This is a genomic window from Cellulophaga sp. L1A9, assembly GCF_009797025.1.
Lineage (GTDB): Bacteria > Bacteroidota > Bacteroidia > Flavobacteriales > Flavobacteriaceae > Cellulophaga.
On record NZ_CP047027.1, the window covers coordinates 1,382,279 to 1,398,545 of the forward strand.

14 protein-coding genes are annotated in these 16,267 nt (G+C 34.1%); 5 read left to right on the top strand and 9 right to left on the bottom strand.

Annotated elements, in window-relative coordinates:
* Nucleotides 1-50: 50 nt before the first annotated feature.
* From GQR94_RS05955 to GQR94_RS05975, 5 genes are all read right to left on the bottom strand, one after another.
* Complete coding sequence (locus tag GQR94_RS05955; protein WP_199271543.1) at nucleotides 51-2,909, bottom strand: TonB-dependent receptor; 2,859 nt, start codon at nucleotides 2,907-2,909, stop codon at nucleotides 51-53.
* Nucleotides 2,910-3,083: 174 nt separating this feature from the next.
* Complete coding sequence (locus GQR94_RS05960) at nucleotides 3,084-4,556, bottom strand: tetratricopeptide repeat protein (RefSeq protein ID WP_158974620.1); 1,473 nt, start codon at nucleotides 4,554-4,556, stop codon at nucleotides 3,084-3,086.
* 269 nt (nucleotides 4,557-4,825) lie between these two features.
* Nucleotides 4,826-5,086: a 50S ribosomal protein L27 gene (gene rpmA, locus GQR94_RS05965; RefSeq protein WP_013549894.1), complete on the bottom strand. Its 261-nt coding sequence runs from the start codon at nucleotides 5,084-5,086 to the stop codon at nucleotides 4,826-4,828.
* A gap of 26 nt (nucleotides 5,087-5,112) precedes the next feature.
* Nucleotides 5,113-5,760: a 50S ribosomal protein L21 gene (gene rplU / locus GQR94_RS05970; RefSeq protein ID WP_158974621.1), complete on the bottom strand. Its 648-nt coding sequence runs from the start codon at nucleotides 5,758-5,760 to the stop codon at nucleotides 5,113-5,115.
* 112 nt (nucleotides 5,761-5,872) lie between these two features.
* The gene (locus GQR94_RS05975; RefSeq protein ID WP_158974622.1) at nucleotides 5,873-6,316 is read right to left on the bottom strand and encodes a DUF4199 domain-containing protein; all 444 of its coding nucleotides are present in this window, start codon (nucleotides 6,314-6,316) and stop codon (nucleotides 5,873-5,875) included.
* 210 nt (nucleotides 6,317-6,526) lie between these two features.
* Here GQR94_RS05975 and GQR94_RS05980 point away from each other — a divergent pair, with 210 nt between their 5' ends.
* From GQR94_RS05980 to GQR94_RS05990, 3 genes are all read left to right on the top strand, one after another.
* Nucleotides 6,527-7,849, top strand: a complete 1,323-nt coding sequence (locus GQR94_RS05980; RefSeq protein ID WP_158974623.1) for a pitrilysin family protein — start codon at nucleotides 6,527-6,529, stop codon at nucleotides 7,847-7,849.
* A gap of 28 nt (nucleotides 7,850-7,877) precedes the next feature.
* Complete coding sequence (locus GQR94_RS05985) at nucleotides 7,878-9,956, top strand: pitrilysin family protein (protein ID WP_158974624.1); 2,079 nt, start codon at nucleotides 7,878-7,880, stop codon at nucleotides 9,954-9,956.
* A 150-nt stretch (nucleotides 9,957-10,106) separates the two neighbouring features.
* Nucleotides 10,107-10,523, top strand: a complete 417-nt coding sequence (locus GQR94_RS05990) for a hypothetical protein (RefSeq protein ID WP_158974625.1) — start codon at nucleotides 10,107-10,109, stop codon at nucleotides 10,521-10,523.
* Between the two features lie 12 nt (nucleotides 10,524-10,535).
* Here GQR94_RS05990 and gldD read toward each other — a convergent pair whose 3' ends face one another.
* Genes gldD through mutY form a run of 4 tightly spaced genes read right to left on the bottom strand, consistent with a single transcriptional unit; the run spans nucleotide 10,536 to nucleotide 13,969 of the window.
* A complete protein-coding gene (gene gldD, locus GQR94_RS05995) occupies nucleotides 10,536-11,096 on the bottom strand; it encodes a gliding motility lipoprotein GldD (RefSeq protein ID WP_158974626.1) in 561 nt (186 codons plus the stop codon).
* Complete coding sequence (locus tag GQR94_RS06000) at nucleotides 11,086-12,414, bottom strand: gliding motility-associated protein GldE (RefSeq protein ID WP_158974627.1); 1,329 nt, start codon at nucleotides 12,412-12,414, stop codon at nucleotides 11,086-11,088. The genes gldD and GQR94_RS06000 overlap by 11 nt, the downstream gene beginning before the upstream one ends.
* A gap of 22 nt (nucleotides 12,415-12,436) precedes the next feature.
* Nucleotides 12,437-12,907: a single-stranded DNA-binding protein gene (locus tag GQR94_RS06005; RefSeq protein ID WP_158974628.1), complete on the bottom strand. Its 471-nt coding sequence runs from the start codon at nucleotides 12,905-12,907 to the stop codon at nucleotides 12,437-12,439.
* Nucleotides 12,908-12,931: 24 nt separating this feature from the next.
* On the bottom strand, nucleotides 12,932-13,969 hold the full coding sequence (mutY, locus tag GQR94_RS06010; RefSeq protein ID WP_158974629.1) for an A/G-specific adenine glycosylase: 1,038 nt from the start codon (nucleotides 13,967-13,969) through the stop codon (nucleotides 12,932-12,934).
* A 126-nt stretch (nucleotides 13,970-14,095) separates the two neighbouring features.
* Here mutY and GQR94_RS06015 point away from each other — a divergent pair, with 126 nt between their 5' ends.
* On the top strand, nucleotides 14,096-14,386 hold the full coding sequence (locus GQR94_RS06015; RefSeq protein WP_013549904.1) for an HU family DNA-binding protein: 291 nt from the start codon (nucleotides 14,096-14,098) through the stop codon (nucleotides 14,384-14,386).
* A 277-nt stretch (nucleotides 14,387-14,663) separates the two neighbouring features.
* Nucleotides 14,664-16,214: a ribonuclease E/G gene (locus GQR94_RS06020; protein WP_158974630.1), complete on the top strand. Its 1,551-nt coding sequence runs from the start codon at nucleotides 14,664-14,666 to the stop codon at nucleotides 16,212-16,214.
* Nucleotides 16,215-16,267 lie beyond the last annotated feature (53 nt).

A 16,267-nucleotide genomic window follows, 5' to 3' on the forward strand; every position in this document is an offset into this window, starting at 1 on the left:
AGACCACTCAAGAATAGAGCGGTCTTTAAAATGGTGAGAGAATTGATTATTTATTTTTTAAATACATCATATTTTAAACCGATAGTAAAACGCTGTCCGTAATATTCCATCTGCTGCGTGCGTTCTTTTACACCTTGAAAATAGCGTAAGGGCTGATTGGTAATATTATTTAAACCAGCATACAAACTAAGACTTCCATTAATCTGGTAACTCGCATTAAAATCTAAGAAAAACTGTGTATCATAATACCTATCTTCAAAATCATTCCCCCCTAATTCATCGATATAAGAATCTGTAAAGTTACCTGATAGTCTTGCAGAGAATTTTCTATCATTGTACGCTAATGAAGCATTGAATGTATTTGGTGTGGTGTTGGGTAAATCTACGTCTTCTCTTTCATCACCATCTTCATTTATAATTCCACTTGCTGAAGAAGTAATAAATGAATAATTTAAATACAAACTGAAATTTCTAGCAAAACCTGGTAAGAAATCTAACTGACGTTGGAAAGCAAATTCCGCACCTAATATAGTTGCTCCCTCTCCGTTTAAAGGCTGATACACCTCATAACCCGTTGTTCCTTCACCATAGACATCATCCGTAGTTTCCCCTACAAAAGTGTAAATAAAGTTGTCTAAATCCTTATAAAAAACACCTCCTGAAAGCAAACCAACACTCTCAAAATAATGTTCTGCCATGATATCAAAATTCATAGAAGTTGTAGCCTCCAAATCAGGATTACCTAAAACAATTTCATCATCACCAGATACAATATCAACAGAGGGAACCAAATCTGCATAATTAGGTCTTGCCAAAGTATTTGTCCACGCAAAACGCAATATTGTAGCGTCAGAAGCAGAATATTTAAAATGCAAACCTGGCATTATGTTCGTATAAGAACTCTCTTTTGTAATTTCTCCAGCTAAAGTATCTTCATCTAAAATATCATTACCTGTGGCAGTTATATTTGTGTTTTCTAAACGCACGCCAAACAGTACATCTAACTTTTCTGATAGTTTTTGATTGGTCATCACATACCCAGCAAATACATTTTCTTTTACGTTGTAATTCTCTCTTAAATATTCATCAGGAATAGATTCACCATTTATAAGATTTAAGCTTCCCAACCATTCTTGGTCTGCAAAAGAACCAATTAAATACTTACTACCTGCAAGAAAATCGGTGTTAGATAAATCTCTTGTTACTGTAGACGCTAGAGTTGGGTAGTCATCTTCAAAATCAAATTCGAAGAAATTATTATCGCGAAGCTTAGTTTTTAAACGTGTTCTAGCTCCAAATTTAATAGCACCATCACCTTGACCAAAAAAATCTGAAGGCAATTCAAAATTTACAAAAATATTAAAATCTTCCTCTTTTGTAAATTGGTTCTCTTCGGTTAACTCGTCATATTCAAAATTATCTAAAGCAGCATCAGTATCATTTTCAGCCGTCATTATAGGAAAACGAGTATCTGTATTATCATTCAATACAGAATATTCTGAAGCATAAACAATATAACGTTCATTCAATCTTTCTTCAGATGCTTTTGCAAATGAAGACATCCAATCAACCTTCAAATTACCTACTAAATGTTTACCCCCTAGACTATAATTCTGCATACGCTGATCTTCTAAGCGTCTGTTTTTGTTTCTTTTAGAGTCAATTCCTCCCTTTGTTTCGCGCGTAACTTCTGCTAAAAAGCTCGTAACTTTACCATCAGTAATAGTAAAATCTCCTAACTCCATATCCTCACCATCCACCATTTCACTTTGTAATGCAAATCTATTTTCCCTATCATCCCTCCAATTATATATGGTCTTTATGAAAAGTTTATTATTTGCATCAATTTTATAATCCATATTGGCAGAAAAACTACGTCTAATACGTTGCACCAAGTACTCTCTTTGCTCAAATACATTTGTATAGGGATCAACATCAACTTCTTCTAAAATTGGCTCTCCATCACTGTCATCAACTCCTGTATAATATTCAAATTCATCCGTCCACTCTGCTTCAACATTATCAGAACCAAAGTCATTATCATTATAAGATGCAGATAACATCCAACCAAATTTTCCGTTTTTACTTCTATCGCCAAGTAAAAATGAACCGTTGATAATAGGTTTATTGGTAATAACATTTATACCAGAACCCGCAGTTGCAGATAATCTAAAACCTTGAGGAGAAGTTCTTGTCACCAAATTAATAGATCCTCCCAAGGCATCGGCATCCATATCGGGAGTAACAGCTTTACTCACTTCAATAGTTTGAATCATATCTGAGGGAATTAAATCCATCTGTACATTTCTATTATCACCTTCCGCAGAGGGAACACGACTACCATTTAAAGTAACTGAATTTAATTGTGGAGATAAACCACGAATAATCACATTCCGAGCCTCCCCTTGATCTACTTGCATGGTAATACCCGGAATACGCTTTACCGCATCTCCAATATTAGCATCCGGAAATTTCCCTATCTGATCTGTGGAAACTACATTGGTAATGTTCATGTTATTTTTTTGAGTATTCAATGCCTTAGCCTGACTACTTACACCATAACTTACCACTTCTACACCTTCTAGCTCTACCCTTTTTGGCTCAATAAAAACCTCAATAGAAGTAGTTCTACCTTCCGTTATTACAATATCTTGGTCTACATTAGCGTATCCTAAATAAGTAATAGACACTTTATACGCGCCTACTGGAATTTCTACAAGCGAAAAATGACCATCAAAATCTGATGTAGTTCCTTTTTTCAAAGAAGAGATTATGACTGTTGCACCTGGAACACTCAACCCATCTTCATCCGAGATTGTCCCTTCTAAATTACCATTCTGCGCTTGAATAGAAGCACTACCACAAGCAACAAATAGGAGTGATAAAATAATTTTTAAATAATTTTTCATTTTTTGTTTTCGTTGATTATTCACGATCCAAAATTATATATATCAGGCATTTAGCATGTTTACTTAATGAAAAGAAATAGAGAACAATTATTAAAAAATAAGGAAACAACAAGGCAACAATAAGAATAAATTTACATTGGAATAACAGTTAGATTAAATGAGCAGTATTATGCCTTAAATGGAGTGCAAAAACCGACTCAGATCTTCTTTAGAATCTATAGGTAATTTTTTTCTAAGGCGATACCTAGAAACCCTAACACTATCTGGTGTTAATCTTAAAATGGATGCAATCTCTTTTGAATTTAAATTTAGCCGCAATAACATACTTAATCTTAGTTCAGCAGACGATAAGGCATCCGTAGCTATACTATTGATTCGTTGGATATATTTAGGATGAATTTCTTGAAATAGAATCACAAATTCTTCCCATTCTTGCTCTTTGGATAAATTAGTATCAATCTCCTTAATTAAAACGGCTAATTTTCTTTTTAAATCAATATTATTACGGTCTAAACATTTTGCAAGTGTTTGTGATAAATCCGAAAGTATTTTATTCTTCTGAGAAATATGCAAACTGTACTTAGATAAAGAAGCATTCTTTAATTCAACTTCTCTTTTTAAATTTTCTTCTTTGAGATTTTTTTTATCTAATTCAGCTTTATAGATACGTTGTTTATATTTTGCCTCTTGTTGCGTTTGTTTCCGTTTCTTCCGAACATAGAAATTCGCCAAAAACAAAAAAATTAAGACACCTATTATTGAAACGATTAGCACTATTTTTTGAGCATGATCTACCTTACTCTTTTGAACTAATAACTGAATTTGAGATTCTTTTTCTTTAGTATCATAAATTATTTGAAGCGCACTTGCTTGATTTGCGCTATGCAATTTTTCATTTTCTTTATCAATACTAACAAACTGGTTTAAATGATGCAAAGCCTTATCAAGTTCTCCCAAAAAATGATAATTTTCAGCTAGATCTTTATGACTACTAGCCACTTCATGCTGATCTCCACTTAAATCTGCTACCTCCAAAGCTTTTTCAGTATAAAGAATACCTAAATCATATACCTGTGTTTTTCGGTAAACATCTCCTAAATTATTCAATATGTTAGCTTCTCGACTATCATCCTGTTCTCCATGATACTTTAAGGCTTTTTGAAAATGCGTTAGTGCTAAATCATATTTTTCTAAATCCTCATAAATACTCCCAATATTTTCATTTACAAGTGATACCCCTTCTTCGTCATTTAAACCTATATATAAAGCAAGACTTTCATGTTGCTGTTCAAGTGCTTGATCATATTTTTCTTGTTTTTCAAAACAAGTACCCAAACTACTTTTAGCATATGCTAACGCCTTACTATCTTCAATCCTTGTTGCTTCAAGTATCCCTTTTTGAAAATAGCTTTGAGCAGTTTTATAATTTTTAAGCAGTACATGTACCTGCCCAAGGTTATTAACTAAATTTAGGAATAAGCTATTTTTTTCCTTGGCCTCTAACAGCCTTAATCCTTCATTAAATTGATTGATAGCCTCCGTATAAACACCATTTTCTTGACAGAACACTCCAAGTTTTAATCGCGCAGCGGCAATAGTATCGTTGTTTTTAGATGTATAACTATTATTCAGATTTTCATTTAACACAACAAAGGCTTCATCTAAGAGTGTAGTTTTATCACTGAAATGCACAATGGTTTGCGCGCAAGCTGAAGCTACTAAGGATAGGAGAAAGACAATAGAAAGAAATATTTTATAGCGCACCGTGATGATTTAAACAATCAAGAAAAGTACTAGAAAAACTTGTCTTAAAGTTTACGCAGATATTAAATTACCGTAAATTATAGGTAACGCAAAAACCCTTTATCGCTAATTAAAGCAATAAAGGGTATTTATTTTGTATAAAGAATTATCTCTTAAGCTTCGAAAGGCTCAATTGATACGAAAGATTTCCCTCCCGCTTTCTTTTGGAATTTTACGATACCATCTACACGAGCGTGTAAAGTATGATCTTTTCCTGCGTATACATTATCACCTGGATTGTGTCTTGTTCCACGCTGTCTAACAAGTATGTTACCAGCAATAGCAGCTTGACCACCAAAAATCTTAACACCTAAACGTTTTGATTCTGATTCTCTACCGTTTTTAGAACTACCTACACCTTTCTTATGTGCCATTTTGTTACGGTTTTATTTTGTTAAAGTTATGCTGGTTTCCCACCATCTAATTCATCTTGCCATTTTTTCAACTCATCCCATTTCCCTTCAGCAGCTAATTTAGCTTGTGCAGGCCATGTATCAGTTACGTGATTTCCACGAACGTCAGCGATGATTTCACCAATTTTTGCAGCATCAGTTTTTGCTAATTCAGCAAAAGTTGAAATTCCTGCAGCAACTAATGTTTCAGCAATTTTTGGCCCAATACCTTCAACTTTTTTCAAGTCGTCAGCTTTGTCAGTAGCTTTAGCGGCTGCTTTTTTAGGAGCGGCTTTTACAGCTTCTTTTTTAGGCTCAGTTTTCTTCTCTGCTTTTTTAGCACCTGAAGAAACTATGCTTTCAATTACTAATTCAGTTAAATACTGTCTATGACCGTTTTTAACTTTGTAACCTTTACGTCTTTTTTTCTTAAAAACGATTACTTTGTCACCTTTAAGGTGCTTAATGACTTTCGCCTCAACAGCGGCTCCGTCTATAGCTGGGGCGCCAATAGTAATGTTGCTACCGTCTTCTAATAAAAGAACGTTGTTAAAAGTAACTTTACTTCCTTCTTCGTTCTGTAAACGGTGAACATACACTTTTTGGTCTTTCGCAACTTTAAATTGCTGCCCTGCTATCTCTACAATTGCGTACATAGCTTGGTGTTTGTTATTAATCAATATTTCAATACCTATTTTCAATAGGCGGGTGCAAATATACTGCTAAATACTTAACGAACAAGTGTTTTTACAGAAATTAACTGCAAATTTATTTAAAATTATCAGAAGACTTGAACAACTGCATGAATGTTAAGGTAAGCACCACGGTTGTAGCAAACCCCATAATGGCAACCGTGAAAAAAACAAGCCCTTCTCCTGTATGATAATTTTTAAACCAGACTGTTGAAAGTTGTTGCAAAAAATTGACGTTTACTTCAGTCACATAAACCGCAAAGAAAATTGTAAAAACTAAGGTAGCCACAAAACCCGTGACTATACCCGCAGAGAATCCTTTTCTATAATTAAACTTTTTGCCATTCTCAATTTTAGTATATCGTATTGCTTCAAAAATCCCGAAACCAGTAATGATTCCATTAAAAAGGCTGTAGAACACATTGGTATGCAGATTAAACAAAGAAAGGATCAAGAAATATGCAATTAGCGATCCACTTGTAGCAATACCAAATCTAACTGGAAGTGTAAATTTTTTCATAATCGTAGTATTTTAAGTTACCTGGTATAATTTAAGAAAAAAAAGGAAGCACTCCATCACACACCATATTAATAATCAAGTATTTAAAAAATAATTATAGAAAAAAGTCCTTTTCACTGTAACAAATGATAATTTTCCCACACAAATAGTCAAATTACCGTCGATAATTTCTAAATTTATCGCCAAACAACACTATATAACACTATTAAAATGAGAAGAAAATTAATTCTAGCTGCATCACTTTCCTTAGTTGCTCTTGGGATGCAAGCCCAAGAAGTGGCTTTTGAAGAGTACGACTTAGAAAATGGCCTACATGTTATCTTGCAACAAGATAATAACGCGCCATTAGTAACAACAGCCGTAATGTACCATGTGGGCGCAAAAGATGAAGATCCAGAAAAAACAGGTTTTGCTCACTTTTTTGAGCACTTACTTTTTGAAGGAACAGAAAACATTGAGCGTGGTAAATGGTTTGAAATCGTAGCTTCTAACGGAGGTCAAAACAATGCCAATACAACCCAAGATAGAACCTATTATTATGAAGTTTTCCCTTCTAATAACCTTGAATTAGGATTATGGTTAGAGTCTGAGCGCATGCTACACCCTATCATCAATAAAATTGGAGTAGACACACAAAAAGAAGTTGTTCAAGAAGAAAAAAGAAGAAGCTATGACAACGCACCTTATGGTCGTTGGAGAGAAGTAATGTCTAAAAATTTATTTAAAAATCACCCTTATCGCTGGCAAACGATTGGATCCTTAGAACATTTAGCAAGCGCTACACTTGATGATTTTAAAAAATTCAACCAGATGTACTACATCCCTAACAATGCAGCCTTGGTTGTTGCTGGTGATTTTCAAATTGATGCTACAAAAAAAATGATTCAAGATTATTTTGGCTCCATTCCTAAAGGCGCAGCAATTAATAGATCAACATTTAAAGAGGAACCTATCACAGAAACGATTAAAGCTGAATTTAGGGATCCTAACATTCAAATACCTTTAATCATGTTAGGCTACCGTACTCCTGAACAGACCAACAGAGAAGCTTATGTCCTTGACATGGTTTCTACGGTTTTAAGCGACGGGAAGAGCTCTAGATTATATAAGAAAATTGTAGATGAAAAGAAAATGGCTTTACAAGTTTTCGCTTTTAATGGCTCTCAAGAAGATTATGGTACCTATATCGTAGGTGGACTTCCTGTTGGAGAAAATTCTCTGGAGGCAATTCAGAAAGAAATAGATGAAGAAATTGTAAAAATTCAAACTGAATTGATTTCAGAAAATGAGTTCCAGAAGCTTCAGAATATTTTTGAAAATAATTTCGTGAACGCCAACGCTAGCGTTGAAGGTATCGCAAATTCATTAGTAAGAAACTATATGCTTTATGACGACACTAATCTAATCAACACTGAAATTGACATTTACAGATCAATTACTCGCGAAGAAATTAGAGACGTTGCTAAAAAATACCTAAACCCAAATCAAAGAGTTGTTTTAGAATATTTACCAGAAGAAAAACCTGCAAACTAAATAGCCCACTGAGATAAATTCAGCACACATGAAAAAAGTATATATTACATTAGTTTTTGCATTATTTGCCTTTGCATCCAATGCACAAATAGACAGGAGCGTTATGCCAAAGGCAGGACCAGCTCCCGAAATTAATTTAAAAGAACCACAACATTTTGAGCTTAAAAACGGGCTTAAAGTATTGGTGGTTGAAAATCATAAACTACCAAGAGTTTCTATTCAATTAAGAATAGACAACCCGCCAATTACAGAAGGTGACAAAGCCGGAGTGAGCTCATTTGTTTCTAGCTTATTAGGCAATGGCTCCCAAACCATAAATAAAGATGATTTCAATGAAGAGGTAGATTTCCTTGGAGCTAGCATCAATTTTGGGTCACAAAGTGCTTTTGCTAGTTCTTTATCTAAGTATTTTCCTAGAATTATTGAATTGATGGCCGATGCTGCTATCCACCCTAATTTCACTCAAGAGGAGTTTGATAAAGAAAAAGAAAAGATTCTAACAGGCATAAAAGCTGAAGAGAATGATGTGGCTGCAATAGCAAGCAAAGCACAATCTGCTTTAGCTTATGGTAAAAACCATCCTTACGGCGAGTTTAGTACTCCAGAAACCATTAACAACATAACATTGAAAGACGTAGAAAAATTCTACACGAACTATTTTGTTCCCGCAAATGCATACCTTATTGTAATTGGCGATGTTAAACTAAAAGATGTAGAGAAATTGGTAAAGAAAAACTTTACAGCCTGGACCAAAGCAACTCCACCTTCATTTCAGTTTTCAAAACCTTCTGACGCACAATACACACAAATAAATTTTGTAGATGTACCAAATGCAGTTCAGTCTGAAATTGCTGTAGAAAGTTTAGTAGAATTAAAAATGAGCGATCCTGATTACTTCCCAGCTTTAATTACAAACCAAATACTTGGTGGTGGCGGTGAAGGTCGTTTATTCTTAAATTTGAGAGAAGATAAAGGCTATACCTACGGATCATATTCTAGTTTAGGAAACGATAAATACGCTCCTTCAAGATTTAGAGCAACTGCTCAAGTTAGAAATGCTGTAACCGATAGTTCTATTGTCGAAATTTTAAAAGAAATTGATAAAATTAAAACTGAACCGGTTAGTGAAAAAGATTTAGCAAATACAAAAGCGAAATACATAGGACGTTTCATCATGGCCCTAGAACGCCCAGAAACTATTGCTGGTTACGCCTTAAACATAGAAACAGAAGGATTACCTAAAGATTATTACAAAACCTATTTGGAGCGCATTAATGCTGTATCTATTTCAGATGTGCAAAATGCTGCGAAAAAATATTTTACTACAGAAAATGCTAGAATCGTAGTTGCCGGTAAAGGGAGTGAAGTTCTTGAAAATCTTGAAAAAATAAGTTTTAACGGAAAAACAATTCCTGTAAAATATTACGACAAAAAAATAAACGCTACAGACAAACCGGACTACAATGCGGCATTACCAGATGGTGTTTCTGCCCAAACCGTCGTAGACAGCTATTTTGAAGCTATTGGCGGAAAAGATAAAGTAAATGCAATTACTTCTTTAGTTTTAATATACGAAGGCTCTGCAATGGGCTCTACTATAAAATCTGAAGAGAAAAGAACTGCTGATAAATATGCAATGACCATGTACATGAACGACGCTCCTATGCAAGGCGTTATCGCTAAAGGAGATGAATTATACATGAAACAAGGCGGCAATAAAATGCCATTACCAGAAAACATGGTTGCAGATATGAAAAATGCCTTAGGAATTTTCCCAGAGCAAACATTCATGGCTAGCGGAAAAGCTAAGCTTGCAGGCATTGAAGATGTTAACGGCGCCAAAGCGTATAAAATTGACGTTCCTGGAGAAGTTGTTTCCGCCTCTTATTTCTATGATGTTGAAACTGGCCTAAAAGTTAAAGAAGTTTCTGTAACTAACATGAATGGGCAGACGCAAACACAAGAAGCTGGATTATCTGATTACCAAGAAATTGATGGGATTAAATTCCCAGGTATAAAATCAGCCTCATTAGGCGCCCAAAAAATGGAAAGCAAATTAATTTCTGCTACCATTAATAAGGGAGTTTCAGATGCAGACTTTGATTAAGCAATAAACTCAAACGAATACCCAACCCTTTCAATGCTAATTATTTAGTTTTGAAGGGGTTTTTTTATTAACTAAACAAAAAAAATTCTCAGAAGCTTTTATAATTTTTAAAAAAGAAAGAAATAGTATCTTTGTTGAACAATAAAAAATATGAAAAATTTAGTTCTTATACTCTCAATTCTAGCAATATCATTAACTACATCTTGTAAAGACTCAGATAAAAAAGAGGCCCCTACACAAATGCAAGAAGTAATGGCTGTTCACGATGAAGTAATGCCAAAAATGAGCACCATAGGTAGGTTAATCAGTAAAATTGATGAGAAAATGCAAGAAACAGATTCTACTGAGACACTTTTAAACGCTCAAGTGGAATTAAAAACCGCCAACAAAGCAATGATGGAATGGATGAAAGGCTTTGGGAATCGCTTTGAATCAGATGAAATTATGAAAGGAAAAGCATTAAGCAAAGAGAAACAACAATTTCTAGATGAAGAAGAAATAAAAGTTAAAGCATTACGTGATCAAATGAATTCTAGCATAAAAAATGCAGAAGCACTTTTAAAATAAGACGTTTTTTTGTTAGTTTTTCCAACGTAAGGTTTCCATAATAGCACGCATATCGCCTTGCAAATAATCTGCTGCAGGCAGAATAGAGTCATAATTAGGTTTAGAATAGAAATAAACAGAACCTGTTATAAAGTGCTGCACACTGTCTGTTAAATAAAACTGTGATTGCGAAGCTGCATCACCGATTATCTGAAAGTAAGTGCCATAAACTTTATTTTCCTCATTAATAAATGTTCTTGGTTCAATATTATCTGCCTTTTTCATATGCTCTAGAGACAATTTTTCCGCATCCGCAATGAGCTTATTTAGGTTTCCATTCACTTTCTTATGTGTCACAAATATAGAACCCTTCATTGAGGGGTAATCTACAACAATGGCACTTTGATTTTTGATGATAGGCGTAGCACGATTATTATAATTAAATGAAAAATAATCTGTTTCTAAAAGCGCCTCTTTAGCTATTGGATAATCTAACCTAAGCATTGCCTTTGGCTTAGGCATTACATTTTCATCCTTACAGCCTACTACCGCAAACACAATCAATAGTACAAAAACAGCTAATTTATTCTTCATTTGGCAATATAACTTTTATTTGTTTGAGTCTTTTTTTATCTAAACTCTCAATAACAAAGGTATACCCGTCAAAAGCCACAACCTCTCCCTTTTTAGGAAAGCTTCCCGCTATTTCAAGAATAAAACCTGCTATGGTCTCAGATTCTCCTTTGCGCTCTTCAAAATTTGTTTCGTCATCAATTCTAATAACGCGGTAAAAATCTTTCAAAGCAGTCTTACCATCAAACAAATATTTATTATCATCTATTTTTGAAAAGACAAGATCTTCGTCATCAAACTCATCACTAATATCTCCAACTATTTCCTCAATAATATCTTCTAAAGTAACAATTCCCGATGTCCCTCCATATTCATCTACAACTACTGCTAAATGGTTTTTCTTTTCCTGAAACTCAAGCAACAAATCGTCTAGTTTTTTATTTTCAGGAACAAAATAGGGTTCACGGATTAGACTCATCCAATTAAACGTTTTTCTGTCTATATAAGGCAGCAAATCCTTTACGTACAATACACCCTTTACATTATCTACATTTTCTGCAAATACCGGAACTCTAGAATAGCCCCTTTTTTTTATTTCCTCAATAACCTCTAAAAATTTCATTTCTACATTTAAAGCAAAAATATCTATTCGAGGACGCATTACTTGTTTGGTATCTGTATTTCCAAAGGAAACTATACCCTCCAAAATTTTCTGTTCTTCTTTGGTTGTATCTCCTTCTGAAGTAAGCTCTAAAGCCTGCGACAATTGATCTACACTAAGACTGGATTTTTGTTTCCCTAATTTTTTATGCAAATAAAGGGTGATGGACCTCATAGGTGAACTCAACGGTGTAAAAACAACATCAAGTACTTTTAAAGGGTAAGACATGGTATGGGCAAAACTTTTCTGATTTCTGTTGGCATATACTTTAGGTAAAATTTCTCCAAACATTAAAATTAAAAAAGTAACCACCACTACTTCCAGAAGAAACCGTACCGATAAAAAACCGAATAACATATAAGTTACCTCCCCAAACATAGCATCGCCTATGATACTAAACAACAATACAATTGCAATATTGATGGCATTATTTGCAATCAGAATGGTAGCTAAAAGCTTTTTAGGCTTTTCTAACAATTTTACGACAACACCTCCTTTTGCACTTTTCTCCTCATCTATTGCATTAATATCTGATGCTGACAATCCAAAGAAAGCCACTTCAGCCCCGGAAATTAACGCAGAACAAAGCAATAAAACAAAAAGCACTATTATTTTGAGCGCTAAGGCACTATCAAAAGCAACAAAAGCTAAAAATTGCCTAAAGGGGTCTGGATCCAAAGTTTAATAATTAAGTTCTAATTTAAAATGGTAAATCGTCTTCTTGTTCTGGGGCATTATTTGTCGGACTCGCTTCTTTTGGAGCATCTACTGGTTTACTTACAGTATTCTGAACGTTTGGAGTAGCCTGATTATTTTGTGCGGCACCAGAATTTGATTTCGTTGTCAAAAAGGTGAAGTCTTGAACATGCACTTCTGTTGTATATCTTGGCTGGCCGTCTTCGCCTTGCCATTGTCTATTTTTTAGCCTTCCTTCTACATAAATCTTATCTCCTTTACTCAAGTATTTTTCACATACTTCAGCAGCCTTATTTCGGATAACAATATTATGCCAGTCCGTATTTGTTACTTTCTCTCCTGTTTGTCTATTCGTATAAGATTCATTCGTAGCTAAAGGAAAACGCGCAATGCAGTTGCCTCCTTCAAAATAGTGAATCTTTACCTCATCACCCAAATGCCCAATTAGCATTACCTTATTTAATGTACCACTCATAACAAATATATTTGGTCAAAAGTACTAAAATTTAAACGTTTTAATGAAATCTGCCACCAAAACAGGTACAGGAAATTTATCAATTTCGGTATGTGCAACTCCATTCGGAATTTCACCCTCTAAAGTCACAATCCAAAAATGAGTTTTTAAGTGCTGATGTGATAATTTATGTACAATTACATCTTCATTAAACTTATAATATTCAAATTTCTGATTTAGAATAGCATATTTTTTTAATTCTTCTTCTATCACCAGTACATCAGGATCTATTTCGGACTCAATTAAAGGAAATTCATATAAGTTTTGCCAAATCCCTTTTCCAGTTCGTTGCTTTAATATTGATTGTCTCTTTGTATCTACTACTACTAGGTAATTAAAAAATCTATGCTTAACACTTCCCTTTTTTATTTTTACCGGCAGCACTTGCACCTTATTGTCTCTTAAAGCTACACAGCTATCATTTAACGGACAACTACTACAGTTAGGATTACGAGGAGCACATTGAATAGCCCCAAACTCCATAATCCCTTGATTATAGTTTCTTATATTCTTTGTATTCATTACTTCACGAGCAATTTTTTTAAAATACTTTATACCCTCGGTACTATTAATAGGCGTAGAGATTCCAAAATACCGTGCCAAAACTCGATATACATTACCGTCCACTACAGGTTCTGGTAGGTTAAAACTTATAGATGCGATTGCACTTGCTGTATAATCTCCAACCCCTTTAAGTTGTAATAGTTCTTTATAAGTGCTTGGAAATTCTCCCTGAAAGTCATTTACAACCATTTTTGCGGCGGCATGCAGGTTTCTAGCTCTAGAATAATACCCTAAACCTTGCCAAAGTTTTAAAATTTCTTCTTCATTAGCCACTGCTAAATCTTTTACTGTAGGAAAATTTTCAATAAACTTCAAATAATAAGGCGTACCTTGAGCAACGCGTGTCTGCTGAAGCATAATTTCAGAAAGCCATATATTGTAAGGGTTCACGGTGTTTCTCCAAGGAAGATCCCTTTTATTTGCATCGTACCAACGGAGAATTTTAGCTGAAAAAGTCATTTAAAAAATACTATGGATCAAAAGTAATGGTTTATATCCTTAAAATTAAACTCTTTAAGATGGAGATTGAATTTTAATTTATATATTTGCAACCCGAAAAAAACATAGATAAAACTATTTCAAAAAATGACGAAAGCGGATATTGTAACGAGAATCTCAGAAAAACTGGGGATTGAAAAAGGAGATGTACAGGCTACTGTAGAATCTTTTATGGAAGAGGTTAAATATTCATTGGAAAATGGTGACAATGTATATTTAAGAGGTTTTGGTAGTTTTATCATCAAGACAAGAGCTGAAAAAACCGGTAGAAATATTTCAAAAAATACGACTATCAAAATTCCAGCACATAACATTCCATCTTTTAAGCCAGCAAAGGTTTTTGTAGAGAGTGTTAAAAGTAACGTAGAAGTAAAGTAAAAACAAAATATTAATCTTAAAAGTATAGTTTTATGCCAAGTGGTAAGAAGAGAAAAAGACATAAGGTTGCTACGCACAAACGCAAGAAGCGTAGAAGAGCAAACCGTCACAAGAAAAAGTAGTTTAACAACTACTTTTTCATTTTAATACGTTCATTGACATCGAAATTCTTTAGAGAATTTCATCAGGTTTAATAAACCTGTTACGTATATTGTTTAATCATTTATTTGTTAAGCATGCTTTACGCATGCTCACAAGTAAATAAAAATTGATTCAGGTGAATAGAGAATTAATCGTAAGATCTAGTTCCGAAACCGTCGATTTTGCCTTATTAAAGGATGGAAAATTAACTGAATTACAAAAAGTAGAAGACAGTAACAATTTTTCTGTTGGTGATATTTTTATTGCCAAAGTTAGAAAACCCGTTACTGGTTTAAATGCTGCTTTTGTAAACGTAGGTTATGAGAAGGATGCTTTTTTGCATTACCATGATTTAGGCCCACAGCTATCAACCATGTTGAAGTTTATCAAACAAGTTAGCTCGGGAAAATTAAAAGACTTTTCATTAAAAGACTTTCCATTTGAAGAAGATATCAATAAAGATGGCGTTATTACTGATGTAATAAAGGCCAACCAATCTTTATTAGTGCAAATTGTTAAAGAACCAATATCAACAAAAGGACCAAGAATAAGCTCAGAACTTTCAATTGCTGGGCGTTATTTAGTAATGGTTCCTTTTTCTGAACGAATTTCCGTTTCTCAAAAAATAGAAAGTAGCGAAGAGAAAGACAGGTTAAAAAGACTCGTCAAGAGTATTAAGCCTAAAGGATTTGGTGTTATTATAAGGACAGTTGCCGAAGGCAAAAAAGTCGCAGAACTCGACAAAGATCTACAAAACTTACTGGCAAAATGGTCAGTAATGTGTAAAAAATTATACAAAGCTCCGCACCCATCTAAAGTTCTAGTAGAACTAAACAGAGCATCTTCTATCTTAAGAGATGTATTTAATGATTCCTTTACAGGAATTCATGTTGATGATGAGGTACTTTATGAGCAAGTAAAAGACTATGTGGCAGAAATTGCCCCAGAAAAAGAATCTATTGTTAAATTGTATAGTGACAATACCGTGCCTATTTTCGAGAAATTTGGAATAGAACGGCAAATTAAAACCTCTTTTGGACGCACCGCCGCAATGAGCAAAGGTGCCTATTTGATTATCGAACATACGGAAGCATTACATGTTGTAGATGTTAATAGTGGTAATCGATCAAATAAAGCAAAAAATCAAGAAGAAACTGCCCTTGAAGTAAACTTACTTGCAGCTTCTGAAATTGCCCGACAATTACGACTTAGAGATATGGGCGGAATTATCGTGGTAGACTTTATTGACATGACCAAAGGAGAAAATAGGAGAAAATTGTTTGATCATCTAAGAGATGAAATGAAAGACGATCGTGCAAAACACAAGATTTTGCCTCCTAGTAAATTTGGACTTATACAAATTACAAGACAAAGGGTTAGGCCCGAAATGAATATTAAAACAACGGAAGAAGACCCGAATCAAAAAGGTCAAGAAGTAGAAGCTCCCATTGTTTTAATTGATAAAATTAATGCTGACCTTGAAAAATTATTCAATGGCCCAGCAAAGGATAATGCTGTTACTTTAAACATTCATCCATTTATCGCAGCCTATATCACCAAAGGTTTTCCATCTATTCGCTCTAAATGGTTTTTAGAGTACAAAAAATGGGTAAAAATACAACCTAGAGATGCGTATACGTATCTAGAATACCGTTTTAAAAACAAAGACGGTAAAACCATATATTAAAAAAAGCGACCTTAACAAAGGGTCGCTTTTTTTGTTTATACCAAGTACGTTTT

Bases quoted from the DNA above. Each gene is read 5' to 3' on its own strand.
- GQR94_RS05955 (WP_199271543.1), bottom strand. From the start codon at position 2,909: ATGAAAAATTATTTAAAAATTATTTTATCACTCCTATTTGTTGCTTGT.
- rpmA (WP_013549894.1), bottom strand. From the start codon at position 5,086: ATGGCACATAAGAAAGGTGTAGGTAGTTCTAAAAACGGTAGAGAATCA.
- rplU (WP_158974621.1), bottom strand. From the start codon at position 5,760: ATGTACGCAATTGTAGAGATAGCAGGGCAGCAATTTAAAGTTGCGAAA.
- GQR94_RS05975 (WP_158974622.1), bottom strand. From the start codon at position 6,316: ATGAAAAAATTTACACTTCCAGTTAGATTTGGTATTGCTACAAGTGGA.
- GQR94_RS05980 (WP_158974623.1), top strand. From the start codon at position 6,527: ATGAGAAGAAAATTAATTCTAGCTGCATCACTTTCCTTAGTTGCTCTT.
- GQR94_RS05985 (WP_158974624.1), top strand. From the start codon at position 7,878: ATGAAAAAAGTATATATTACATTAGTTTTTGCATTATTTGCCTTTGCA.
- GQR94_RS05990 (WP_158974625.1), top strand. From the start codon at position 10,107: ATGAAAAATTTAGTTCTTATACTCTCAATTCTAGCAATATCATTAACT.
- gldD (WP_158974626.1), bottom strand. From the start codon at position 11,096: ATGAAGAATAAATTAGCTGTTTTTGTACTATTGATTGTGTTTGCGGTA.
- GQR94_RS06005 (WP_158974628.1), bottom strand. From the start codon at position 12,907: ATGAGTGGTACATTAAATAAGGTAATGCTAATTGGGCATTTGGGTGAT.
- mutY (WP_158974629.1), bottom strand. From the start codon at position 13,969: ATGACTTTTTCAGCTAAAATTCTCCGTTGGTACGATGCAAATAAAAGG.
- GQR94_RS06015 (WP_013549904.1), top strand. From the start codon at position 14,096: ATGACGAAAGCGGATATTGTAACGAGAATCTCAGAAAAACTGGGGATT.